Below are 21,968 nucleotides of genomic sequence, written 5' to 3'. Positions count from 1 at the left end.
TTCCAACCTAAAGAAATTTACTTGCCGCCTAACGCACCGTCGCCCATGCTTTTAATTGAATGAAGTCGCTCTGTTGGCTGGCTCAAAAACGTTAGAGGCGTTGGTAAATGGCAAAAATTTTCCAAGAATTCCGTGAGTTTGCGGTTAAGGGTAACGTCATCGATATGGCGGTGGGGATCATTATTGGCGGGGCGTTTACGCTAATTGTGCAGAGCCTAGTTGCTGACGTTCTGAATCCATTAATTGGCTTGCTGGTGGGAGGAGTCGATTTTTCGAATCTCTTTGTCGTGCTAAGAGAGGGAGGTGTTGAGGGGCCTTATGCAACGCTTTCGGATGCTCAGACTGTGGGGGCGGTAACACTAAATGTGGGGCTATTTATCAATGCGATGGTGAGCTTTACAATAGTAGCGTTTGTGGTCTTTCTATTGGTGCGCACTATCAATCGGTTAAAGCGAGAAGAGGCCGTTGCCCCTGCTGACCCAACTGAGAAACCCTGCCCTTATTGCTTTATGGTGGTGCCAATTAAAGCAGTGCGCTGCGGCCATTGTACGTCTGAGTTAACAACTGCTAACAGCGAGCTTGAAACGTCGTAAGGCGTGCTAGCGTAGATAAAAAAAGGGTGCCCATGTGTGTGATGGGCACCCTTTTTCGATAGTACTTTTTCGATAGTACTTTTTCGATTCTGGCTATCGAACGACTTTAAGCACTTTTCTTAACTGCTTTGTGGGGTGGGTTTTGCTTACTGTCATTGGCATCGCTTGGTTGAGGCAACGAAGGCAATGACTTAGCAAGCATTTCTACACTGTGGCGGTAGTAGAGCTGGCTCTTGTTATGCTCGCCAAGGCTTGCATATAGGCGGGCAAGCTCAGCACATACTTCACCATTAGGCCGCTGGCGTTGGCTGGCTTCGAAGTACTCCAGCGCTTTTTCCCATTTGCCAGTGCGCAGTGAAAGACGCCCGCAGGCCAGCAACAGCTCTGGGTCATTGGGGCGTTCTTGCAACCATTTCTCCGCTTTCGCTAACTGGCGAGCTGCGTCTACGTTAAGTAAGCCGTAACGCTTTACTAAGCGGGCGTCCCAATGGTGATCCAGAGAGTGGTTAAGGAGCCGCTCGGCGATAGGCTCTTCGTTCGACTGAAGAAGTGCTTCGGTATAAAGCACGATCAGCTCTGTGTTACCACGCAGGTAGTCTGGCATGTCAGCCCATAGCCCGCGCACCCGCTCAATATTAGTGGGGTTTTTGGCTTCAAACACGATGAGTTCGCGGTAAGCCTTAAACTCCAGCTGTTCACGCTCTTGCTGGGTAATCAGCTTTTGTGCGGCCAAACGTGGAATCAGGCGGCGCAGACCTTCCCAGTCGTTAACACTAAGATGTACTTGCTTAAGAAGCTTGAGCACCTGCGGGTGGTTGGGAAGCTTTTTATCCAGGCGGTTAAGAATTGCCAGGGCTTCTTCGGGCTGCTGACGATCAATCATCAGCTGTGCCTGCATTAGCCCAATGGCGCTATCAGCCCCTTCGGTGGTGAGCTGCGCTTGGTGCAAATGCTCTTGAGATTTCTCATGGTGGCCTTGGTAGTGGGCCGCTAATGCCGCAGAAAGGTAGTTCACCAGCGGCGTGCTGGAATCGGCAGCAGCATGCACCAGCGTTTTCTCGGCTTTTTTCCAGCGTCCTTCGGTCAGGGCAACTAAACCGTGCACGGTACGCTTCATCGCGCGGCGATTGCGAGAGCGGCTGTTCCAGCTGCGAAAACGTCCCATCGGCCGAAGAATGCCGCTGAGTAAACGTAGTGCAAAATGCAGGGCGATAAAGGCAGCGAAGAGCAGTACCAGACCAAACCAGAAGGAGGTCTGTACGGAGGTATCACCTACACGAATTAGCCAGTAGCCAGGAACCGCCATCATCAGGTGCCCAAATAGGGCACCCACTGCTAAACCCGCGACGATAAGCAGAATGAGTTTTCTCATGCATCACCTCCGCCTTGGCGACGCGATTCAAAGCGGTTGTCGATGAAGCTCGCCAAAGCTTGTTGAGAAGCACTGATATCAGGTAACTCAGGCTGTACCTGAACTTGCTTCAGTTCTTGCAGGCGGCCGATGACGCGTTGTGTCTCGTCCCGCTCGGTATCGTAGTAACCGTTCAGTAGCGCTAGCGCTTTATCGATACTTGCTTCATAGAGCTCCTGCTCTTCTTTTAATAGCGCTAACTGCGACTGTTCGAGCACTAAGCGCAGGCTTTGACGCAGGTAGGACTCTTGCTCTGGGGTAATTAACGTTTCCAGGGCTTCGTCATGGTGACGAATAACCACTAAGTCTTTCAGTTCGGAGCCAAACCGTGCGAGCTGGTTCTGGAAGGTTCCGGTCGGCGGTTGTTCGATACTTGAGGTAACGGCGCGCTCTTCAATTTCTTGTGACAGGCGCAGGCTAGAAATACGCTCTTGCTGGGCACTTAGTGCAAGATAGATACCCGTACGATCAATGCGGGGTACGGCGTCGAGTGCGGCCAGTTCATTGGCAATTTCACGACGTACTGCCGTTAGTGCCGGATTGTCAGCATCCACTAAGCGAGCATCGGCAGTGCGCAGCAGTGCAGCCGCACCATCAACATCGCCTTCAAACTGCAGACGCTGGTTGGCTAAGCGAAGCAGATAGGCGGCTTCGGCATGTAGCCAGTCGCGTTCATCGGTTTCCTGCTCCTGTGATAGCTGGGCTAGCACTTGATCCAAGGTGCCATCGATATCACTGCGATAGCTATCAAGCTCGCTACGTAGCTCACTCATGGTGCTATCAAGCGCTTGGTTGCGTTCCGCTTCTCCGCTGTTGATGCGAGACTCAAGGTCACTGACGGCCTGTTGCGATGCACTGCTTTCAGCCTGTTGGGCGAGTTCGTCCAAACGCTGCTGCTGGCTATCCAGGCGCAGCCAGCCTTGCCACGCAACCAGCACCAAGGCCACCGTAAGGATAACCACCAACGCAATTGCCAGTACTCCGCTTTTGCTGCCACTGCCGTTACCAGAATGGTGGCTGCCACCACCCCCGCTGGTTGGCGGTGGGGTGCCTTTAGGGCTGCTGCTGGAAGCTGCTGTGCTATTTACAGCAGTATCTTTGGGCGCAGTGCGATCCTTACTAGCAGTACTGTCTTTACTCGCAGCACTAGTGCTGTTTTGCTCAACATGGGCTTGGGCCGTGTTACCGTTTGGTGCTACGGGGGCGGTACTAGCTGAATCCTGGTTTGATGGTGTGGGAGTGTAGCCGCCTTTATTGCGTCGGCGAGAACGACTGTTCTTAGCCGCGTAAGAAGAGGATGCTGGCCCCGCAGGCGCGCTGTTTGAAGAGGCGGGCACGGCAGTATCGCTCGGCGTAGCGCCATCTTGTGATACATCGGCAGACGCTTTCCGTACGCCTTCCTGATCATTTAGTTGTTTGCTCATCTGTCGCTAGCCCTTATTAAGTTCCTTGATCGACATCGGCACCCTTTGGGTTGCAGGACCGATCCAACGCAGCTACCAGCGCAGCCGGCGTTGCTCCCGACGCCACCTTGAGGTCACAAAAACCCAGTTTACCGGCCAGTTTAGCTAAACGGTGACTGGAAACGATTAGCGGTTGGTTCAACGCTGCTTGATTACACCATTTTGCCAGATGTTCAAGCAGTTCGCCGCTGGTAGCGATTAACGCCCGATAATCGCCTGAAATAAGACGCTGCTGCATAGTCGGCGACGGTGGTTGATACACACGTCGATACACCTCTACACGGGTTACTTCTGCGCCACGTGCTTCTAGTGTCTCGGTGAGTAGCGTGCGGCCGCCTTCACCTGCTACCAGCAGCACTCGTTGGTGGGTAAGCGTTTTCAGCGAAGCAAGTGACAACAATGCCTCGCTAGTATCCTCCCCACTAGAAGGTGCAGGAATATGAACACGCACCCCTAACTGTTCGTAGAGGGTATAAGCGGTAGAGCGCCCAACGCTATAGTAATCAATTCCCACAGGAAGCTGTGGCCAATAACGTTCCAGCGCTGCGCTTAAACATTCGGCAGCAAAGGGGCTGACCACGACTATCTTATGGTACTGATCAATATCCATCCAGAGTCGACGCTGTATGGCATCTTCAGGCAGCGCTTCAAGTTGCATGACGTCCAGTGGCTCTACCCATGCGCCTTGGGTGCGTAACGCGGAGGCAAGGGCCTCGCCACGTTCACCGGGGCGGCAAATCAGTACCGGCTGGGTCATACGTTGTTGCCGTAAACCTCAGCCAGGATGTCCCCTGCACCTTGGTCAAGCAGGTCTTCCGCAACACGGATACCCAGTGCTTCAGGCTCATGGATAGAGCCGCTACCTTCTGCTCGTAGCACTTCGGTTCCTTCTGGGTTACCCACTAAGCCGCGCAGCCAAATTGTATCATTGGCTTTATCGAGTACTGCATGACCGCCGATAGGAACTTGGCACCCCCCTTCTAAACGGGTGTTCATGGCGCGTTCGGCGCGCACGCGAGTTGCCGTGTCGGGGTCATCTAATGGTGCCAGTAAACTGATCAGCTCAGGATCGTGCAAGCGGCACTCAATCCCCAGTGCCCCTTGACCACAGGCAGGAAGACAAATTTCAGGGGGCAGTGCTTGGGCAATACGTTCATCAAGTCCCAGACGTTTGAGCCCCGATGTGGCAAGAATGATCGCCTCAAATTCACCGGCATCTAATTTTGCCAGTCGTGTTTGCACATTACCGCGTAGATTAAGGATTTGAATGTCTGAGCGTGCTTCGCGTATCTGCAGGCCGCGGCGTAGGCTGGCTGTGCCAATACGTGCTCCCTCAGGCAGCTCATCAATGCTGTTATAGTGGTTAGAAACAAACGCATCGGTAGGGTCAGCGCCTTCTAGAATTACTGAAAGCCCCAGTCCTTCTGGAAAGTGCATAGGTACATCTTTCATGGAGTGAACAGCGATATCGGCGCGGCCGTCTAACATGGCGTCTTCCAGCTCTTTAACGAACAGCCCTTTACCGCCGATTTTTGAAAGTGGCGTGTCGAGAATCTTATCCCCTTTGGTGGAGAGGGGTACTAGCTCGACTTCCAAGCCGTTGTGTGCCGCCATCAAACGGTCGCGGACGTACTCGGCCTGCCACATGGCCAACTGGCTTTTACGCGTGGCGATGCGCAATTTAGTGATGGATGACACTGTTATTCTCCCTTGGCCGCTGACACGGCGCGACAAACTGTGATAAGTCTCATCATAAAGCACCCGGCCACACAGTAAAAATAACCGGTTAAATTTAAGCGAAGCACTGCATAAAACGCCTGCCCCGTAGAGCTGTCGACCTCTGAAGCAACTACTGTCGTAAAAACGGCATGCCGCTGGGTGCAGTGACTCTGGTACACTTTCGCTTAACGATTCCATTAGTTCTGTCAGCAGGATATGCCTCCGATGAGCCAAGCTACTAACCAGTCCTGGGGCGGTCGCTTTAGCGAGCCCACCGATGCCTTTGTCGCACGCTTCACTGCGTCTGTGAATTTTGACCAGCGCCTGGCACACCAGGATATCCGAGGGTCCATTGCCCACGCCACTATGCTGGCGCGAGTGGGTGTGCTCAGTGACGAAGAGCGTGACGCCATTCTTAACGGTCTGACCGAGATTCAGGGTGAGATCGAGCGGGGGGAATTTAACTGGTCGGTACCGCTTGAAGATGTGCACATGAACATCGAGGCACGTTTGACCGATAAAATCGGCATTACTGGAAAGAAACTGCACACTGGGCGTTCGCGTAACGATCAGGTCGCCACCGATATTCGCCTGTTTATGCGCGATGAAATCGACGTCATTGAAGCAGAGTTGGTGCGTCTGCGTGAAGGTATGATTGAGCTTGCCGACCGTGAAGCTGACACCATTATGCCTGGCTTTACCCACCTGCAAACAGCACAGCCGGTCACCTTTGGGCACCACCTGTTGGCTTGGCAAGAGATGTTGGCCCGCGACCACGAGCGTTTGCTTGACTGCCGCAAGCGGGTCAATGTGCTGCCCCTAGGCGCTGCTGCGCTGGCGGGCACTACTTACCCCATTGACCGCCACGTGACGGCTGAGCTGCTTGGATTTGAACGTCCGGCAGAAAACTCCCTGGATGCTGTCTCTGATCGTGACTTTGCTATCGAATTCACCAGCTTTGCCAGCATTTTAATGATGCACCTTTCGCGTATGAGCGAAGAGCTAGTGTTGTGGACCAGCGCCCAGTTTGATTTTATTGATCTGCCTGACCGTTTCTGCACTGGCTCCTCTATCATGCCGCAGAAGAAAAACCCTGATGTGCCCGAGCTGGTACGTGGTAAAACCGGCCGCGTATATGGACATTTAATGGCACTGCTAACGCTAATGAAGTCGCAGCCGCTGGCCTACAACAAAGATAACCAGGAAGACAAAGAGCCACTGTTTGATGCGGTAGACACCGTACGCGACTGCTTAAAAGCCTTTGCCGATATGGTACCCGCTATCGAGCCGAAGAAAGAGAGCATGTATGAAGCGGCTCGGCGCGGTTTCTCGACCGCCACGGATCTCGCGGATTATCTCGTGCGTAAAGGTGTTGCCTTCCGTGATGCTCACGAAATTGTTGGCCTGTCAGTGGCTTATGGACTGAAAACCAAGAAAGATCTTTCAGAAATGACCCTGGAGGAGCTGCAGCAGTTCTCCACCATTATCGAGCAGGACGTGTTCGAGGTATTGACCTTGGAAGGCTCCGTGGCAGCCCGTAACCACATCGGCGGCACTGCGCCTGACCAAGTGCGCGCTGCAGCAAGTCGTGCCCGCGAAGCACTGGCAACACTTAAAGGTGCTGCATGAAGTGTTATGTGACTAAGGCCAGTGCGGTGTTGCTGGCCGCACTGCTGTTAGTAGGTTGTGGCCAGAAAGGGCCGCTCTATTTACCAGACGATAATGCGTTCACTGCTAATGCGGCCGCTGTTCAGGAGGGTTAATGGATCACTTTAATTACCGTGACGGCGTTTTGTTTGCCGAAGACGTACCGCTCACCCAGGTGGCCGCTGAGATGGGCACACCGTGCTACGTCTACTCAAAGGCTACACTTGAGCGCCATTTCCGTGCCTATACCGAAGCGTTAGGTAGCCACCCGCACCTGATTTGCTATGCAGTAAAAGCCAACTCCAATATCGCTGTTTTGGGGCTGCTGGCAAAACTAGGCGCAGGGTTTGATATCGTCTCGGCGGGCGAACTGGAGCGTGTGCTGAAGGCTGGTGGCGCGCCGTCAAAAGTGGTTTTCTCAGGCGTCGCCAAGCAGCCTCAAGAGATGGCGCGGGCGTTAGAGGTGGGCATTAAGTGCTTCAACGTCGAGTCTCGCCCCGAGCTTGAGCGTTTGAATCGTGTGGCGGGAGAGCTGGGTAAAATTGCACCGGTTTCACTGCGGGTCAATCCCGATGTGGATGCTGGTACCCACCCGTATATCTCCACCGGGTTGAAAGACAATAAGTTTGGTATTCCAGTGGATGATGCGCTGGATGTTTACCAATTGGCTGCTAGTCTTCCCAACCTGCGCGTGACCGGGCTTGATTGCCATATCGGTTCCCAGTTGACTGAAACTGCTCCGTTTTTGGATGCTCTAGAGCGGCTTTTAGTACTGATGGAGCGGTTGCGTGAGCGTGGTATTGAAATCGACCATCTCGATTTAGGCGGTGGCTTGGGTGTGCCTTACCGCGATGAAAAACCACCCCAGCCGTTTGATTATGCCAGCCAGTTGCTGGCGCGCCTCTCGCGCTGGAGCGGCGGTGAGACGCTAACCCTGCTGTTTGAACCGGGCCGTTCGATAGCCGCTAATGCTGGCGTGATGCTGACCCGAGTGGAGTTCTTAAAGCCTGGCGAAACCAAGAACTTTGCGATTGTTGACGCCGCTATGAATGACCTAATCCGCCCAGCTCTGTACCAGGCGTGGCAGGCCATTGTGCCAGTGGATACGCGTCAGAGTCGTCAGCAAGCGGTTTACGATGTGGTTGGTCCAGTATGTGAAACCGGCGACTTCCTGGGTAAAGAGCGCGAGTTGGCTATCGCAGAAGGTGACCTGCTGGCAGTGCGCTCAGCAGGGGCTTATGGCTTTGTGATGGCATCAAACTATAACAGTCGCCCGCGCCCTCCAGAGATCATGGTGGATGGCAGCACTTATCACGTAGTACGCGCTCGAGAAAGCTTGGAGAGCCTGTGGGCTGGTGAGGCGCTGCTACCTGAAGGGAGGCATTGATGCTGCTCCACTTCACCAAAATGCATGGCTTGGGTAATGACTTTATGGTCGTTGATCTAGTTACCCAACGTGCAAAGTTGCTAGATGAGCAGATTCGCCAACTGGCGGATCGCCGTTTTGGTATTGGCTTTGATCAGCTACTGATCGTAGAGCCGCCTCGAGATCCGGATATGGATTTTCGCTACCGTATCTACAACGCAGATGGTAGTGAAGTGGAGAACTGTGGTAACGGTGCGCGCTGTTTTGCTCGCTTTGTACGTGATCAGCGCCTGACCCATAAGCATGAAATCCACGTGGAAACTGCTGGTGGTCCGCTGGTTCTGCATGTGCAACACGATGGATTGGTGCGCGTGGATATGGGCAAGCCGCGCTTTAATCCTGCCACATTACCCTTTGAAGCTCCTGGCGATCAGCCGCTACATGCGCTGGAAGTAGCGGGGGAAACGTTGCATATCGGTGCTATCTCCATGGGCAACCCCCATGCTGTACTCCAGGTTGACGATGTAGCCACCGCACCGGTTGAGCGGCTAGGTCCATTAATTGAAGCGCATCCACGCTTTGCCAAACGGGTCAACGTAGGCTTTATGCAAGTAGTATCGCCCAGTGAGATCCGCTTGCGAGTGTTCGAGCGTGGTAGTGGCGAGACCCTTGCTTGTGGTACCGGAGCCTGTGCCGCTGTGGCTAGCGGTATCCGTCAGGGGCTGTTGAAAAGCCCCGTTACGGTACATTTGCCTGGTGGCCAGCTCAGCATTGAGTGGCCTGATCCTGAAGCATCGTTAGTTATGGTAGGGCCTGCTACGCGGGTCTTTGATGGTCGTGTAGCACTCACCTAATTCGAGGAGAACGGCGATGTCTCAAGCCCCTGAGCCGCGCAAGACGCTCGACCCTGATCAAGTGGCGTTCTGGTTAGCCCGTCATCCCGATTTTTTTGTCGGTAGGGAAGGGTTATTACAGCAGCTCAAAGTACCGCATCCACATATCGATGGCGCCGTATCTCTGCTTGAACGGCTGGTTATGGACTTACGCGAGCGCGCTGAAAAAGCCGAAGGGCGCCTTGAACACTTGCTAGAAACAGCTCGGCATAACGAGGCCCAGTACCGTCGCTTAAGAGAAACACTGCTAGCGCTGGTAGAAGCGCAAGATCGCGATACGCTGGCTCAAACGTTAGCAACCCAGTTAAGTGAGCACTTCGATACTCCCTCTATGGCGCTATGGTGCCCCGCGACGCTAAGTGATAGTGAGCCGACACCTCCCCAGCCTCCGCGCCATGTGCTGGATCAGCATGCCAGCGCTCGCTTAGCAGCGTTGTTGGATGGTCGCACTAGCCGCTGTGCCAAACTGAGTGTTAGCGACTGGAAGTGCCTACTGCCTCATACCAAGGTGCCTCGTAAAGCAGGTTCCTGCGCAATCTCACGCCTTTCGGCAGGGGAGCCGCTGGGGTATTTACTGCTAGCCAGTCCCGACCCTGAATGCTACCGCGCCAGCATGGATACGCTGTTTACCGAGTACCTGGGAGATATCGTCGCGCGACTTTTGATGCGGCTTGAGTCCCGTGCCTGACATGCTATTGGCAGAGCAGGTTGAGTGCTATTTAGCGGCGCTGGCAGCTCACGCAAGCCCCGCCACGGTAGCAGCCTATCGCCAGGATTTGGCTGCACTTTGCCGCTTTACGGAACAGCGGAGTGTCACTGACCCCTGCGCGTTGGATGCGCCTTTTCTAAGGGCATTTTTAGGTGCGGAGCGCAGCCGTGGTTTGGCACCTAGAAGCTTGGCACGCAGGCGCGCTGCGCTCTCGCGCTTTGCTGACTTCTTGGTTAAACAGGGCGTGCTGGCGGATAACCCTGTGAGCCTGCTGCGCACCCCCAAACAGCCAAGCCACCTGCCCAGACCGGTAGATGTAGACGCCTTGGCGCGCTTTTTGGATACTCCTCACGATGGCTCGCCACTAGCGGTACGTGATCAAGCCATGTTGGAGCTGTTTTATTCCAGCGGCTTGCGCTTGGCAGAGTTGGCGGCGCTGGATTTAGACCACTTAACCGCTAACCATGTACGAGTGATGGGTAAAGGCAGTAAACCCCGTCAAGTGCCGGTGGGTAGCCGCGCTCATCAGGCGTTGACAGTCTGGCTTACCTGCCGCGAAGGGTTAGCGCCTGCTGGTGAGTTAGCGCTATTCGTCGGTCAGCGCGGTAAGCGCCTGGGGCATCGGGCTATTCAAAAGCGCTTAGCGCTGCTCTCTATTGAGCGCGGCCTACCTGAGCATTTGCATCCCCATCGCCTGCGCCACTCATTTGCTAGCCATCTCTTGGAATCTAGCCAGGATCTGCGCGCGGTCCAGGAACTGCTTGGCCACGCCAATTTATCCACTACCCAGGTGTATACGCGGCTCGATTGGCAGCACTTAGCTGAAAGTTACGACGCCGCTCACCCACGTGCTAAACGCCGCCCTACCCGGAGCTAGCCATGTCCTCTTTGCAAGCGATTACCTTTGATCTTGATGACACGCTTTGGGATAACCAAGGGGTAATGTTAAAAACCGAAGAGGGGCACTATCGTTGGCTGTTAGAGGCACTGGCGGTGTGGCGTGAAGCACGTCAGGAGTCACCGTTAACACTGAACTATGAACAGGGCGTGACGGATTATTTGCACCGTCGCCAGCAGTGGGCGCAGCGAGTACCTGAGCGGCGTGGAGACTTTACCTGGTTACGGTTACGAGCGCTTGAGGCACAACTAGAGTCGCAGGGCCTGGCGCGCAGTGCAGCACTGCTTTGGGCAGCTGGCGCAATGAACGAATTTCACCGTTTACGGGTGCAGGTAACGCCTCACCCTGAAGCTGCTGGGTTACTGGCCACCTTAGCTGAACGGTACCACTTGGCCGCGATTACGAACGGCAATATTCACTTGAAGCGCCAACCCTTGGCCAGCTACTTTCCTGTTGCGATTGCAGCAGGTGAGTTGCTAGCGCCCAAGCCAGATCCCAAGCCATTTCTTACCGCTCTTGAGCGGCTTAATGTGGTACCGAACCGTGCCATGCATGTGGGCGACTCTTGGCAAGAAGATGTGCTACCAGCCCAGCAATTGGGGATGCATGCCGCTTGGGTAGCCGAGCGCGGTGATCAGGCGCTACCTGCGCGTGTCCACCGCATTGCTCATATTAAAGAACTGCCCAGCCTAATTGAGTGGCTGGAAAAGCGCAGTTAAGCGCTGTGGCTGTGAGCAGCTTAAGCGGAAGGCTGGTCTTGCTCTGGCTGGACCGGGGTATGCAGCCACTGGTCCAGCTTTTGAGAAAGTGTGTCTACGCCGTCGCGTTTAAGCGAGGAAAAAAGCTGTACCGAGACTAAGTCCTCCCACTCTTTGAGGCGCGATCGAACTTTTTGCAACGCAGCACTGGCCGGGCCCTTTTTAAGCTTGTCGGACTTAGTGAGCAGAATATGCACCGGCATTGCACGCTGGTCAGCATAGTTGAGCATCATTTGGTCGAACTCGGTGAGTGGGTGACGCACGTCCATTAGCAGTACTAGGCCGCGTAGGCTAAAGCGGTTGCGAAGATACTCTGCTAAGTGCTTTTGCCACTCTAGTTTGACTGATTCAGGCACTTTGGCGTAACCGTAGCCAGGTAAATCGACCAAGCGTCGCGACTCATCGTTCATTACGCTAAAAAAGTTAATCAGCTGGGTGCGGCCCGGTGTTTTCGAGGTGCGAGCCAGCGCGGTCTGCTGGGTCAGCGCGTTAATCGCGCTCGATTTTCCCGCGTTGGAGCGCCCGGCAAAGGCTACTTCCGCACCGGTATCATCAGGACAAAGCGCAAGCGTTGGTGCACTGATGATAAAGCGAGCAGTGGGGTAGTTCAGCCGAGTGACTAGGCTATTATGGGGGGTAGTCATGGACTTAATCCTGAAAAACGAACGTATAAACGGCCCGTTTTCATCACATTAACGTGAAAAAAAGCGGTACCGCGACGAATTACCCCTAAAGCAGTCTTGGACTTGCATTCCCGCCGCTAGGGTGATTCGTTATAATGCAAGATGTTTATAACTGCGACCTGGGGCGCTAGTGTACCATCGCGCTCTAGCCAGCAGCGACCAACACGACATGTTGTTCGTTTTGGCGGAGCTGACCCTGGTAAAGTGCTGAACCTGGGCAGCGCCCAGGATGCGTACCAGTCAATAATCAAACGGCATAGTGGACTAGCAATGAGAAAGTTACTGGCAAGCCTGGCAATTACCATGGGTGCCGTTGGCACCGCCCACGCGCAAACCGACTATCAAGCTGAGGCTGATGCTTCCGCTGGTCGTGAAATGGCCCAAACCTGTGCGGCCTGTCATGGTCAAACGGGCATCAGCCCCTCGGGTGCTTTTCCTAACTTGGCAGGACAGCAGATGTCTTATCTTGCCAAGCAGATTATGGATATTCGCGATGGCAACCGTGTGGTTCCCACCATGGCTGGTCAAGTTGACGGCTACTCTGATCAGGATGCCTGGGATGTGGCTGCCTTCTTCGCTGGGCAAAACGCCAATTTGGGTCAAACCAGTGACGAAGATGCTGAACTTCTGGCGCGTGGTGAAGAGCTTTACCGTGCAGGTGATATGGCAAAAGGTATTCCTGCCTGTAGTGCCTGCCATACACCGACCGGCGTAGGTATTGGCAGCGCGGTTTATCCGGCGCTTTCCGGCCAGCATGCAGAGTATACCATCGCCACCCTGCAGGATTTTGCAGCTGGCGAACGGGCTAACGACGCGAACAATATCATGCGTGATATCGCTGCAAAAATGAGCGACAACGATATGGAAGCGGTAGCCAACTATCTGTTGGGCTTGCACTAAGCGTAACCTCTTGGGTTCCCCCTTTTGTTTCATTAAGTTGGCCAAGCGGGGAACCTCGGGCTTCCGTTGACGGTCTCAGCCTTCGCTTATCCTCGGAGAATTCTCGCTATGTTTAAAACGTTAATGGTTGCGCTGGCTGGTCTGGGCCTTGCTGCTACCGTCAATGCTCAGCAATTGGTTGAAGGTCAGCACTACACGCTCCTTGCCTCCCCCGTAGCGACAAACGTAGATGATGGACAGATCGAAGTGACCGAAGCGTTTTGGTTCGGATGCCCGCACTGCTACCGTCTGCAAACGCCTGTAAGCGAGTGGTACGAAACACTTGGAGACGATGTCAGCATTGTGCACATGCCTGCCACCATGGGCGGTGATTGGAATACCCACGCCAATGCCTTTTATGCTGCCCAGTCGCTAGGAATTGAAGAAAAGCTGCATGCAGATTTTTTCGAGGCCATTCATGAAGATGGCCGCTCGCTAACCGATGCAGATGACATTGCAGCGTTTTTTGCTGACTACGGTGTTTCGAAAGAAGAGGCAAAACAAGCGCTGGGTTCATTCAGCGTACGTAGTGAAGTCAATAAAGCGCACAGCCGCATGCGAGAAATGCGTTTGATGGGGGTTCCTGCGCTAGTGGTAGATGGTCGCTATGTGATCACTCCCAGCACGGCAGGTAGCCTTGAAAACATGCCTCAAGTTGCGGAGGCTTTAATCGAGCGTGTACGCAGTGAGCGTGCAGAATAACAGTGTTAGAGAAAGGTCATGTAGGCGGCTTAACAGGTGGCCTCGCTTCCAATAGTGGGAAATCGCTATTGGATGAGGGCCATTTGAAGCTACTGACATTTAATTTGCAGGTAGGTATTCAAACCTCTGCTTATCACCACTACGTGACCCGTAGCTGGCAGCATTTTTTGCCCCATCCACAGCGCTTAAAACGGCTGGCGATGATGGGGGAGGTGCTCGGTCAGTTTGATGTTGTTGGGCTGCAGGAAGTCGATGGTGGAAGCTTCCGCTCTGGCAGTATTAACCAAGTGGAATTCCTCGCTTGCCAGGCGGGGTTTCCCCACTACTTCCAGCAGTTGAACCGTAATCTTGGGCGTCTTGCCCAGCACAGTAACGGCCTGCTTTCCCGTTTAGTGCCTAGCCGTATTGAAGAGCACCGTTTACCAGGAGCGTTGCCTGGTCGTGGCGCGATACATGTGCGCTATGGCGATGGGCCAGACGCACTGCACATCTTTGTGGCCCATTTGGCGTTGAGTCATCGTGGACGTGTGCGTCAGCTTAACTACCTGAGCGACATTATCGAGCCGCTTCGTCATGTGGTAGTGATGGGGGATTTGAATTGTACGCCTGAGCAGTTGCATGCCCACGCGCGCTTTAGTACCTCGTTGCCGCTACACCCTGTCAAACCGCTGTTAAGCTATCCTTCCTGGCAGCCACGTCGAGCGCTGGATCATATTTTGCTCTCACAAACACTCGAAGCCGCTGAAGTACGCGTGCTGGATCACTTGTTCTCTGACCACTTGCCGATTGCCGTAGATTTACCGCTTCCCAGTGCTTGCCTGAATTCTTTAGCCGACGCAGAGGCTGCACGTTTAGCCCACAAGGGTTAATACGACTAATCAGCGTATAAATTACTGCTTGGCGACGAATCATGTGTTAAGGGGATGACGTCTGGCCTAGAATCAGCGATGATTCTGGGCCGTTTTATTAATGCAGGACATCGCCAATGTGCGCAAATGCCCAGGAGCCACGTCTATTGCGTTGGCTCGACTGCTTGACCGAAGGGGTAGGCCGGGCCATTGCCTGGTTAGTGATTATCATGATGGTGATTCAATTCGCTGTTGTGGTGATGCGCTACTTCATAGGTATCAACAGTATTGTGATGCAAGAGTCGGTTATGTATATGCATGCCGCTGTTTTCATGCTGGGTGCGGCCTGGACACTTAAGCGTGATGGCCATGTACGGGTCGACATTTTTTATCGACGCTTCTCAGAGCGTGGCCGTGCTTGGGTTGACCTGCTAGGTACGCTCTTCCTGCTTATTCCCGTAGCGCTATTTATTGCGATTAGCAGTTTTAGCTATGTGCGCAGCAGTTGGGCCGTGATGGAGCGTTCACCCGATGGTGGTATTCCGGGCGTATTCCTCTTAAAAACGCTGATTCTAGTTATGGTTGGGCTACTTCTGCTGCAGGCGGTTGCGCAGTTGATGCGCCAGACACTCATTATTCGCGGCAAGCTATCCAACGCCTCCCACGAACATGAGGAGGTTCTCTAGTGCTGGCTACCTTACTGGAATTTATGCCACTGGTGCTGTTTGCCACCGTGTGTGCGGTCCTTATGCTTGGCTATCCGGTGGCGTTAGCGTTGGCGGGTACCGCATTAGCGTTTGCAGGTTTTGGCTTAATGCTGCAGTCCATGGGCGTCGCAGTGCCTTTTGAATCCCGTATGATGAACGCAATGCCTAACCGGCTTTACGGCATTATGACCAACCAAACGCTGTTGGCTGTGCCGCTGTTTGTTTTGATGGGAGTGCTACTAGAGAAGTCCCGCGTAGCGGAAACGCTGCTTGATGCGATGGCAATGGCATTCGGCGCACTGCGGGGCGGGCTAGGTATCGCAGTAGTGATTGTAGGCATGCTGTTGGCAGCCTCCACCGGTATTGTGGGCGCGACTGTGGTAACGATGGGACTGCTATCGCTACCTACCATGTTGAAACGCGGCTATTCTCCTTCTTTGGCCACTGGAACTATCTGTGCAACAGGCACCTTAGGGCAGATTATTCCACCCTCTATTGCGCTCGTTCTGCTGGGCGATGTGCTGTCTAATGCTTACCAGCAGGCGCAGCTGTCGATGGGGGTATGGAGTCCAAAAACGCTCTCTATTGGCGACTTGTTTATTGGTGCCTTGGTTCCCGGGTTGCTGCTGGTCATTGCATATATCATCTACCTGTTAATAGTGGCTTGGCTGAAGCCCTCAGCAGCACCTGCAGCAGACCGTGCCGCCTTGAAAGCGGAGTTGGGCCATACTGGCAGCATTTGGCCGCTGCTATTAAAAGGTTTATTACCCCCCGTACTGCTTATCGTCGCCGTTTTAGGCTCCATTTTAGGTGGGTTTGCCACGCCCACCGAAGCGTCAGCTGTAGGTGCGTTTGGTGCGCTGCTTTTGGCTGCGGCTAACCGCCGCCTGAACCTCACTATGCTGAAAGAGGTGCTGTATTCGACTGCGCAAGTTACCAGCATGGTATTTCTGATTTTGATTGGGGCGGCGCTCTTCTCGCTAGTCTTCCGTGCCTATGGGGGCGAAGAGCTTGTTACCGATCTGTTTGAATCCATGCCCGGCGGGGTGGTAGGCGCTACGCTCGTGGTCATGCTGGTAATTTTCCTGCTGGGCTTTATTCTTGATTTTATTGAAATTACTTTCGTTGTTGTACCGATTGTCGGACCGGTATTACTGGCCATGGGCGTCGACCCCATTTGGCTTGGCATCATGATTGCGGTGAATCTGCAGACCTCGTTTTTGACTCCGCCATTTGGCTTTGCGCTGTTCTATTTGCGTGGCGTAACCCCCCAGAGCGTGCCTACCTCGGCCATTTATAAAGGGGTGATCCCCTTTATTCTTCTACAGTTAAGCATGCTGTTGGCACTGGCCTTTTTCCCAGGACTCGCCACCTGGCTACCATCAGTGTTGTAAAGAGGAAGCGGTATGACGCACGTTGCCAATGTACTGACTATCGCAGGCTCCGATCCTTCTGGTGGAGCAGGTCTGCAGGGCGATTTAAAAACTTTCTCAGCGTTGGGGGTCTACGGCACCAACGTGATTACTGCTGTCATTGCGCAAAATACCTGTGGCGTGGCATCCGTCTATCCGGTGCCACCTCAGGTGATACGTGAGCAGCTAGAGCACCTGCTGGGTGATGTCAGCATAGATGCTGTAAAAATCGGCATGGTAGCTAGCCGTGATGTTGCTGAGGTGATTGCGGAGGTATTGAGCAAGCACCGGCCACGCTGGATTGTACTGGACCCAGTGATGGTGGCAAAAAGCGGTGATATTTTGGTAGACGATGCAGGTATTCGTGCGGTGCGCGATATTCTGGTGCCGTTAGCAGACGTGATTACCCCTAATCTGCCTGAGGCTGCTGTGCTGCTGGGCTGCCAGGCGCCTACCTCGCTGGATGAGATGGAAGCCATGTTGCCAGGGCTAACGCAACTGGGCGCCCCTTATGTGGTACTCAAAGGTGGACATTTGCGGGGCGCAACCTGTCCCGATTTATTAGCATCGCCCAATGCCCATACATGGCTGCCTGCATCACGTATTGCGACTGAAAACCTGCATGGCACGGGCTGTGCGCTCTCTTCAGCGATTGCCGCTTGCTTGGCAGCGCTACCTGAGGACGCTGCCGCTGATGCGCCTATTGAGGCGATTAGTGAGGCAAAAAGGTGGCTGCATGCGGCCTTAGAAGCGAGCACGCGGTTAAGCGTTGGCAAAGGCCGTGGCCCGGTCCATCATTTTCATGCATGGTGGTAACCAGCTGGCAGCAGTAAGCGCTGCCCATGGCAATAGGTTGACCTGGCTCAGCGAATAGGTCTGCATTGCACAATAGAAAGGCGAGACTGCTTGCGGTATGCGCATTCGGGCACCATGCTGAAGAGTGCTGCTTGCTTCACGACTGTGCCGAGTGCTCGGCCAAGGAGTTGTGTTATGTCTCAGACCCTGCTATTTGCCACCGACCTCTCCCAGGATAACCGTGCCGCCTTCGCCCGCGCCCTGCGCCTTGCCTACGCCCAGGGCGCCCACCTTGATATTTTGCATGTGCTCGACCCTTACTTGCCCCATCGTGTGCTCCACGAGGTTGAACGTGCCGTCAGCGAAGACATTAGCGCAACGCTGACGGACCTACGCGAGGATTATGCCCTAGAGGCCCCGGCGCTGATGATTCAGACGTTAGTGGGCTCTCCTCATGTGGAGATCGTCAGAGAAGCCCATGAACGTCATGCCTCGCTGATTATTATGGGGATGCACCGTAAGCGCGGCCAAAAAGACCTGCTTTCGGGCACCACTGTCATGCGAGTGTTGCGCAGCGCTCCTTGCCCTGTAGTGGTAGCGTCTTACCTTCCCACTCAGCCGTGGCAGCATATTCTGGTGCCGATAGATTTTTCACTTGCCGCTCGTCAAACCCTAAAAGAGGCATTGGTGCGTTTTCCTGAGGCCAAGTTGACACTACTGCATGCATGGAGCCTACCTGGCGAGCGGGAGTTAGGTTCGCAAACCTACTACGCCCAGTGGCGCGACCATGAAGTAACTCGCTTGCGTGAAGCGCTTGATAGCGAGGTAGAGGGCTTGATGCGTGAGCTTGACGGCGTGCCTGAGGTAGAGCTAGTGCTGGAGCAAGGCCAGCCTTGCGATGTATTACATGACTATATGAAGCGCCACTCTCCTGACCTAGTCATGGTGGGCAGCCGCGGCCAGCCACATCACACCAGTCAGTTAGCCGAGATGCTGCTTAATGAACCCCATTGCGATTTGATGTTGTGCCGTGCCTGGTGAGACAGTGATATGTCGAGCGCCTGCTAGAAGAAGGCTTCTGTCATATGCTTTTGCCCCACTAGTCTAGCGACGAGTTTTGGTTGAATCGCCTGACGACGATTACACTGTGCCCACTATAGAAAACATCCCAAGGGGCAAGTGTGAAAGCATTAATTCAGCGGGTAAAAAATGCCAGTGTCACCGTAAAAGGCGAGGTGGTTGGCGAAATTAACCACGGGTTGCTGGCGCTGGTAGGGGTGGAGAAGAGCGATAGCGAGACAGATGCCGATAAACTGCTTCACAAACTGCTGAATTACCGCGTATTTAGCGACGCTGACGATAAGATGAACCACAACCTGCAGCAGGCTGAAGGGGGGCTTTTGTTGGTTTCCCAGTTCACATTGGTCGCTGATACCCGCAAAGGGCTGCGCCCCAGCTTTTCCAGTGCCGCACCGCCTGCAGATGGCGAGCGACTGTTTGAGTACTTGGTTAGCCGAGCCTACGCAGCGTGGCCTCAAGTGGCGACCGGCCGGTTTGGCGCTGACATGCAGGTAGCGCTGGTTAACGACGGGCCGGTCACTTTTTTGCTGGAAAGCTAAGGGCTGATGCCCGCAGTCATGCGTTCTCGTTTGCCAGCAGCTCGGCTTCCATGGCCTCTAGCGCTTCTTCGGCGGCAAGCCAAGCTTGCTCCGTACGATCTAGGCGGGCCTTAATCTCGGCTTGCTGGGCAAGTGCTTGGGTCAGCTCGGCCTTTCGTGCACTGTCAGTGTATAACGCTGGGTCAGCGAGTACTGCTTCTACATCTTCAAGTGCCTGTTGTGCATTTTCCATGGCTTTTTCAGCTTGGTCGCGCTGCTTTTTTAATGGGCGCAGTTTTTCGCGCAGCTCCGCAGCGGCCTTACGGGCGGCTTTACGGTCACCGCTGGGCTGCTGCCCCTGGCGCTCGCTTTTTTCGCTGCGCACATCCCGGCGGCTCTCTTCCAAGCGGGCCTTTAACCACACGCGATAGTCGTCTAAATCACCGTCGAAAGGCTCTACACGGTGGTCAGCAACCCGCCAAAACTCATCCACCGTGGCGCGTAGCAGGTGACGGTCGTGGGAGACCAGAATTACCGTGCCCTCAAATCCGGCAAGCGCTTCAGTTAGCGCTTCGCGCATCTCTAGATCCAAGTGGTTAGTGGGCTCATCGAGTAGCAGCAGGTTAGGTTTTTGCCAAGCGACCAGTGCCAGTGCCAAGCGTGCTTTTTCACCGCCAGAGAAGGTGGCTACGTTGCCAAAGGCATCGTCGCCTTTAAATCCAAAGCCGCCCAGGAAGTTGCGAATATCCTGATCGCTAGCCGTCGGAGAGAGCCGCTGTACGTGGACAAATGGTGTCGTAGTGACATCAAGCCCTTCTAACTGATGTTGGGCAAAGTAACCAATCGCTAAATGCTCACCTGGGACACGCTTGCCGTTTAGCAGCGCAAGCTCACCGGTCAGTGACTTGATCAGCGTCGATTTGCCCGCTCCATTGGGGCCTAACAGACCAATGCGGCTACCGGGCAGCAGCGTGATATTGACCTTCTCCAGCTGAGCGATTTCGCCCGCGTCGCTACGGTAACCAAGGGTAGCTTGATCTAGCACCAGTAGCGGATGGGATGTTTTGTCGGCAGCAGGCAGGGAGAAGTGAAATGGAGAATCCGTGTGTGCTACCGCAATCTCACCCATACGCTCCAGCATTTTTACACGGCTTTGCGCCTGTTTAGCTTTCGTTGCCTGGGCACGAAAACGTGCAATAAAACGTTCAATTTCCTCGCGGCGTGCCTGCTGTTTGGCGGCTTCAGCCTGCTGTAGGGCGAGCTTCTCGGCACGGGTGCGCTCAAAACGTGAGTAATTACCGCGATATAGCTCCAGGGTTTTGTGATGCATATGCACAATATGATCACACACCGCATCTAAGAAATCCCGATCGTGGGAGATCAGCAAGAGTGTGCCTGGGTAGCGGGTTAGCCACTGCTCTAGCCATAGCAAAGCATCCAGGTCCAGGTGGTTGGTTGGCTCGTCAAGCAGCAGTAAGTCTGAGGGCATAAACAGCGTGCGGGCTAGGTTTACCCGCATGCGCCAACCACCAGAAAAGTCTGATAGTGGCCGGGTCAGGTCGGCTTGCACAAAGCCAAGTCCCACGAGCAGCTGGGCTGCTCGTGATTCAGCACTATAGCCATCCAGGGTCTCGATTAGCCCGTGTAGTTCGGCTTCGCGGTGGGCGTCGTCCGCTTCACGGGCGGCAAGCAGATCACTTTGTGCTTGGCGCAGCGCAAGGTCGCCGTCCAAAACATATTCGACAATGGGGCGGTCAAGGGCGTCTACTTCTTGGGCCATATGGGCTATACGCTGACCACCACTCATTTCAATGTCGCCCTGGTCAGGCCCCAGCTCTCCTAGCAGCAGTTTAAACAGGCTCGACTTACCGGCACCGTTTGCCCCAATAATGCCTGCCTTGACGCCGTTATGTAGCGTAAGGTCTGCGCTATCGAGTAGCGTTTGTGTGCCCCGTTGCAGGGCGACTTGGCGCAGTGCGATCATGCTTTCTCCCGAAAAAATGGGTAAATCAATGCTCGATTCTAACCGATTGCAGCGCTTGCGGCAGACTTCACTGTGGGATTTTGCGCTGGAACTCTATGCCAAGCCAGGCGTTGAACACGCCTGCCTGACATTGCAGGATGATGCTGGCCTTGATGTATGTGAGCTGCTGTTCCACTGCTGGCTTTATCAGCATGGTATACAAGCAGCCCCTGATGCATTGGGAGTCATACGCGAAGAGCGTTTAGGCTGGCAGCAGCAGGTAACTGAGGCCCTGCGCCAACTGCGCCGTGAGTTAAAGCCACTGGCGGCAGAAAGTGGCCCAATTGCTGCACTGCGAAAAACTATTCAGCAGGCTGAGCTGCAAGCAGAGCGTGAAAATCTTCAACGCTGGCAAGCGTGGGCTTGGCAAGCCTCAGAGCATGATCGGCGGTTAATAAATATAGAGCCTAGGCTGCACGATGTAGACAAATGGCTGCACGATACGCTTTTTAATGCGCTATTTGACACTCATGTGGAAAGTGAGCAACGCTCGCGCGAAAGCGTGCTACGCGCTTTTGAGGTGCTGGCTTGCCAGCTTGACCACTTGAGTCCATCACGCTAGCCTAAAATTAAGCTATTTTTGAATAACGCGTATTGGCGATCTATTTTCGCTCGCTAATTCACAGTTATAAGTGTGTTTATGCACGATTTTTTATAAAGATTGTTTATAAACAAGTTTTTATGGGCTGGCTTCGAATGAGCTTTAAGAACACGTTTTTATGAGCAGGTTTTTACGGACAGGTTTTATGAGCAAGTCTTATGAACAGGTTCTATGAACAAGCTTTATGAACTAAGTTTATAAAC

The 21,968-nt window shown here is 54.1% G+C and carries 23 protein-coding genes; 17 read left to right on the top strand and 6 right to left on the bottom strand.

All coding sequences use genetic code 11. The features are described 5' to 3' along the window. Nucleotides 1-107 precede the first annotated feature (107 nt). Nucleotides 108-593 (top strand): large conductance mechanosensitive channel protein MscL, encoded by a 486-nt coding sequence (mscL, locus tag CPA45_RS08885; RefSeq protein WP_096651192.1) that lies wholly within the window; start codon nucleotides 108-110, stop codon nucleotides 591-593. A 106-nt stretch (nucleotides 594-699) separates the two neighbouring features. Here the strand turns inward: mscL and CPA45_RS08880 are convergent, their stop codons facing one another. The 4 genes from CPA45_RS08880 to hemC are packed head-to-tail and all read right to left on the bottom strand — an operon-like array spanning nucleotide 700 to nucleotide 5,165. After that, complete coding sequence (locus tag CPA45_RS08880; protein ID WP_096651191.1) at nucleotides 700-1,965, bottom strand: heme biosynthesis HemY N-terminal domain-containing protein; 1,266 nt, start codon at nucleotides 1,963-1,965, stop codon at nucleotides 700-702. Further along, nucleotides 1,962-3,428, bottom strand: coding sequence for a uroporphyrinogen-III C-methyltransferase (locus CPA45_RS08875; RefSeq protein WP_096651190.1), 1,467 nt, complete (start codon nucleotides 3,426-3,428; stop codon nucleotides 1,962-1,964). The genes CPA45_RS08880 and CPA45_RS08875 overlap by 4 nt, the downstream gene beginning before the upstream one ends. A gap of 16 nt (nucleotides 3,429-3,444) precedes the next feature. Beyond that, nucleotides 3,445-4,224, bottom strand: coding sequence for a uroporphyrinogen-III synthase (locus CPA45_RS08870; protein WP_096651189.1), 780 nt, complete (start codon nucleotides 4,222-4,224; stop codon nucleotides 3,445-3,447). Further along, nucleotides 4,221-5,165, bottom strand: a complete 945-nt coding sequence (gene hemC / locus CPA45_RS08865; RefSeq protein ID WP_096651188.1) for a hydroxymethylbilane synthase — start codon at nucleotides 5,163-5,165, stop codon at nucleotides 4,221-4,223. The genes CPA45_RS08870 and hemC overlap by 4 nt, the downstream gene beginning before the upstream one ends. 246 nt (nucleotides 5,166-5,411) lie before the next feature. Here hemC and argH point away from each other — a divergent pair, with 246 nt between their 5' ends. From argH to CPA45_RS08830, 7 genes are read left to right on the top strand one after another with little or no spacing between them, the layout of a single operon-like run. Next, entirely contained in the window at nucleotides 5,412-6,815 is a 1,404-nt protein-coding gene (gene argH / locus CPA45_RS08860; protein ID WP_096651187.1) for an argininosuccinate lyase, read from the top strand. After that, the gene (gene lptM / locus CPA45_RS08855; protein WP_096651186.1) at nucleotides 6,812-6,949 is read left to right on the top strand and encodes an LPS translocon maturation chaperone LptM; all 138 of its coding nucleotides are present in this window, start codon (nucleotides 6,812-6,814) and stop codon (nucleotides 6,947-6,949) included. Before argH ends, lptM begins: the two co-directional genes overlap by 4 nt. Continuing rightward, entirely contained in the window at nucleotides 6,949-8,220 is a 1,272-nt protein-coding gene (lysA, locus tag CPA45_RS08850) for a diaminopimelate decarboxylase (protein WP_096651185.1), read from the top strand. Before lptM ends, lysA begins: the two co-directional genes overlap by 1 nt. After that, on the top strand, nucleotides 8,220-9,053 hold the full coding sequence (dapF, locus tag CPA45_RS08845) for a diaminopimelate epimerase (RefSeq protein ID WP_096651184.1): 834 nt from the start codon (nucleotides 8,220-8,222) through the stop codon (nucleotides 9,051-9,053). Before lysA ends, dapF begins: the two co-directional genes overlap by 1 nt. Nucleotides 9,054-9,069: 16 nt before the next feature. Continuing rightward, on the top strand, nucleotides 9,070-9,780 hold the full coding sequence (locus CPA45_RS08840; RefSeq protein WP_096651183.1) for a DUF484 family protein: 711 nt from the start codon (nucleotides 9,070-9,072) through the stop codon (nucleotides 9,778-9,780). 1 nt (nucleotide 9,781) lies between these two features. Then, entirely contained in the window at nucleotides 9,782-10,678 is an 897-nt protein-coding gene (locus CPA45_RS08835; RefSeq protein ID WP_096651182.1) for a tyrosine recombinase XerC, read from the top strand. A gap of 2 nt (nucleotides 10,679-10,680) precedes the next feature. Continuing rightward, the gene (locus CPA45_RS08830; RefSeq protein WP_096651181.1) at nucleotides 10,681-11,418 is read left to right on the top strand and encodes an HAD family hydrolase; all 738 of its coding nucleotides are present in this window, start codon (nucleotides 10,681-10,683) and stop codon (nucleotides 11,416-11,418) included. A gap of 20 nt (nucleotides 11,419-11,438) precedes the next feature. Here CPA45_RS08830 and yihA read toward each other — a convergent pair whose 3' ends face one another. Further along, nucleotides 11,439-12,101: a ribosome biogenesis GTP-binding protein YihA/YsxC gene (gene yihA, locus CPA45_RS08825; protein ID WP_096651180.1), complete on the bottom strand. Its 663-nt coding sequence runs from the start codon at nucleotides 12,099-12,101 to the stop codon at nucleotides 11,439-11,441. A 309-nt stretch (nucleotides 12,102-12,410) separates the two neighbouring features. Here yihA and CPA45_RS08820 point away from each other — a divergent pair, with 309 nt between their 5' ends. The 8 genes from CPA45_RS08820 to dtd all read left to right on the top strand — a co-directional run bounded on the left by CPA45_RS08820 (nucleotide 12,411) and on the right by dtd (nucleotide 19,162). Then, nucleotides 12,411-13,040 (top strand): c-type cytochrome, encoded by a 630-nt coding sequence (locus CPA45_RS08820; protein ID WP_096651213.1) that lies wholly within the window; start codon nucleotides 12,411-12,413, stop codon nucleotides 13,038-13,040. A 108-nt stretch (nucleotides 13,041-13,148) separates the two neighbouring features. Further along, nucleotides 13,149-13,781 carry a thiol:disulfide interchange protein DsbA/DsbL gene (locus CPA45_RS08815; RefSeq protein WP_096651179.1) on the top strand — a complete coding sequence of 211 codons (633 nt, stop codon included), beginning with the start codon at nucleotides 13,149-13,151 and terminating at the stop codon, nucleotides 13,779-13,781. 83 nt (nucleotides 13,782-13,864) lie between these two features. Further along, nucleotides 13,865-14,650 carry an endonuclease/exonuclease/phosphatase family protein gene (locus tag CPA45_RS08810; RefSeq protein ID WP_340640159.1) on the top strand — a complete coding sequence of 262 codons (786 nt, stop codon included), beginning with the start codon at nucleotides 13,865-13,867 and terminating at the stop codon, nucleotides 14,648-14,650. Between the two features lie 116 nt (nucleotides 14,651-14,766). Further along, nucleotides 14,767-15,315, top strand: a complete 549-nt coding sequence (locus CPA45_RS08805; protein WP_096651177.1) for a TRAP transporter small permease subunit — start codon at nucleotides 14,767-14,769, stop codon at nucleotides 15,313-15,315. Further along, nucleotides 15,315-16,730, top strand: a complete 1,416-nt coding sequence (locus CPA45_RS08800) for a TRAP transporter large permease (RefSeq protein ID WP_096651176.1) — start codon at nucleotides 15,315-15,317, stop codon at nucleotides 16,728-16,730. The genes CPA45_RS08805 and CPA45_RS08800 overlap by 1 nt, the downstream gene beginning before the upstream one ends. A 12-nt stretch (nucleotides 16,731-16,742) precedes the next feature. Further along, nucleotides 16,743-17,564, top strand: a complete 822-nt coding sequence (gene thiD, locus CPA45_RS08795) for a bifunctional hydroxymethylpyrimidine kinase/phosphomethylpyrimidine kinase (protein ID WP_096651175.1) — start codon at nucleotides 16,743-16,745, stop codon at nucleotides 17,562-17,564. A 174-nt stretch (nucleotides 17,565-17,738) separates the two neighbouring features. Next, nucleotides 17,739-18,584, top strand: a complete 846-nt coding sequence (locus tag CPA45_RS08790) for a universal stress protein (protein ID WP_096651174.1) — start codon at nucleotides 17,739-17,741, stop codon at nucleotides 18,582-18,584. A 140-nt stretch (nucleotides 18,585-18,724) separates the two neighbouring features. After that, a complete protein-coding gene (gene dtd, locus CPA45_RS08785) occupies nucleotides 18,725-19,162 on the top strand; it encodes a D-aminoacyl-tRNA deacylase (protein ID WP_096651173.1) in 438 nt (145 codons plus the stop codon). A gap of 16 nt (nucleotides 19,163-19,178) precedes the next feature. Here the strand turns inward: dtd and CPA45_RS08780 are convergent, their stop codons facing one another. Then, complete coding sequence (locus tag CPA45_RS08780; protein ID WP_096651172.1) at nucleotides 19,179-21,125, bottom strand: ABC-F family ATP-binding cassette domain-containing protein; 1,947 nt, start codon at nucleotides 21,123-21,125, stop codon at nucleotides 19,179-19,181. A gap of 28 nt (nucleotides 21,126-21,153) precedes the next feature. Between CPA45_RS08780 and CPA45_RS08775 the strand changes: the two genes are divergently transcribed. Beyond that, entirely contained in the window at nucleotides 21,154-21,726 is a 573-nt protein-coding gene (locus tag CPA45_RS08775) for a TIGR02444 family protein (protein WP_096651212.1), read from the top strand. The last annotated feature ends 242 nt before the right edge of the window (nucleotides 21,727-21,968 follow it).

This window comes from Vreelandella nigrificans, from assembly GCF_002374315.1.
Taxonomy (GTDB): Bacteria; Pseudomonadota; Gammaproteobacteria; order Pseudomonadales; family Halomonadaceae; genus Vreelandella; species Vreelandella nigrificans.
The sequence above is the reverse complement of the archived record's forward strand: the minus strand, read 5'-3'. Positions and strand labels throughout refer to the sequence as shown.

Excerpts from the sequence above, each read along its gene's own strand:
- CPA45_RS08870 (WP_096651189.1), bottom strand. The coding sequence starts at position 4,224 with ATGACCCAGCCGGTACTGATTTGCCGCCCCGGTGAACGTGGCGAGGCC.
- CPA45_RS08835 (WP_096651182.1), top strand. The coding sequence starts at position 9,782 with ATGCTATTGGCAGAGCAGGTTGAGTGCTATTTAGCGGCGCTGGCAGCT.
- thiD (WP_096651175.1), top strand. The coding sequence starts at position 16,743 with ATGACGCACGTTGCCAATGTACTGACTATCGCAGGCTCCGATCCTTCT.
- yihA (WP_096651180.1), bottom strand. The coding sequence starts at position 12,101 with ATGACTACCCCCCATAATAGCCTAGTCACTCGGCTGAACTACCCCACT.
- dapF (WP_096651184.1), top strand. The coding sequence starts at position 8,220 with ATGCTGCTCCACTTCACCAAAATGCATGGCTTGGGTAATGACTTTATG.
- CPA45_RS08775 (WP_096651212.1), top strand. The coding sequence starts at position 21,154 with ATGCTCGATTCTAACCGATTGCAGCGCTTGCGGCAGACTTCACTGTGG.
- argH (WP_096651187.1), top strand. The coding sequence starts at position 5,412 with ATGAGCCAAGCTACTAACCAGTCCTGGGGCGGTCGCTTTAGCGAGCCC.
- CPA45_RS08780 (WP_096651172.1), bottom strand. The coding sequence starts at position 21,125 with ATGATCGCACTGCGCCAAGTCGCCCTGCAACGGGGCACACAAACGCTA.
- CPA45_RS08875 (WP_096651190.1), bottom strand. The coding sequence starts at position 3,428 with ATGAGCAAACAACTAAATGATCAGGAAGGCGTACGGAAAGCGTCTGCC.
- CPA45_RS08830 (WP_096651181.1), top strand. The coding sequence starts at position 10,681 with ATGTCCTCTTTGCAAGCGATTACCTTTGATCTTGATGACACGCTTTGG.
- mscL (WP_096651192.1), top strand. The coding sequence starts at position 108 with ATGGCAAAAATTTTCCAAGAATTCCGTGAGTTTGCGGTTAAGGGTAAC.
- lptM (WP_096651186.1), top strand. The coding sequence starts at position 6,812 with ATGAAGTGTTATGTGACTAAGGCCAGTGCGGTGTTGCTGGCCGCACTG.
- lysA (WP_096651185.1), top strand. The coding sequence starts at position 6,949 with ATGGATCACTTTAATTACCGTGACGGCGTTTTGTTTGCCGAAGACGTA.
- CPA45_RS08815 (WP_096651179.1), top strand. The coding sequence starts at position 13,149 with ATGTTTAAAACGTTAATGGTTGCGCTGGCTGGTCTGGGCCTTGCTGCT.
- CPA45_RS08840 (WP_096651183.1), top strand. The coding sequence starts at position 9,070 with ATGTCTCAAGCCCCTGAGCCGCGCAAGACGCTCGACCCTGATCAAGTG.
- CPA45_RS08805 (WP_096651177.1), top strand. The coding sequence starts at position 14,767 with ATGTGCGCAAATGCCCAGGAGCCACGTCTATTGCGTTGGCTCGACTGC.
- CPA45_RS08790 (WP_096651174.1), top strand. The coding sequence starts at position 17,739 with ATGTCTCAGACCCTGCTATTTGCCACCGACCTCTCCCAGGATAACCGT.
- CPA45_RS08820 (WP_096651213.1), top strand. The coding sequence starts at position 12,411 with ATGAGAAAGTTACTGGCAAGCCTGGCAATTACCATGGGTGCCGTTGGC.
- CPA45_RS08880 (WP_096651191.1), bottom strand. The coding sequence starts at position 1,965 with ATGAGAAAACTCATTCTGCTTATCGTCGCGGGTTTAGCAGTGGGTGCC.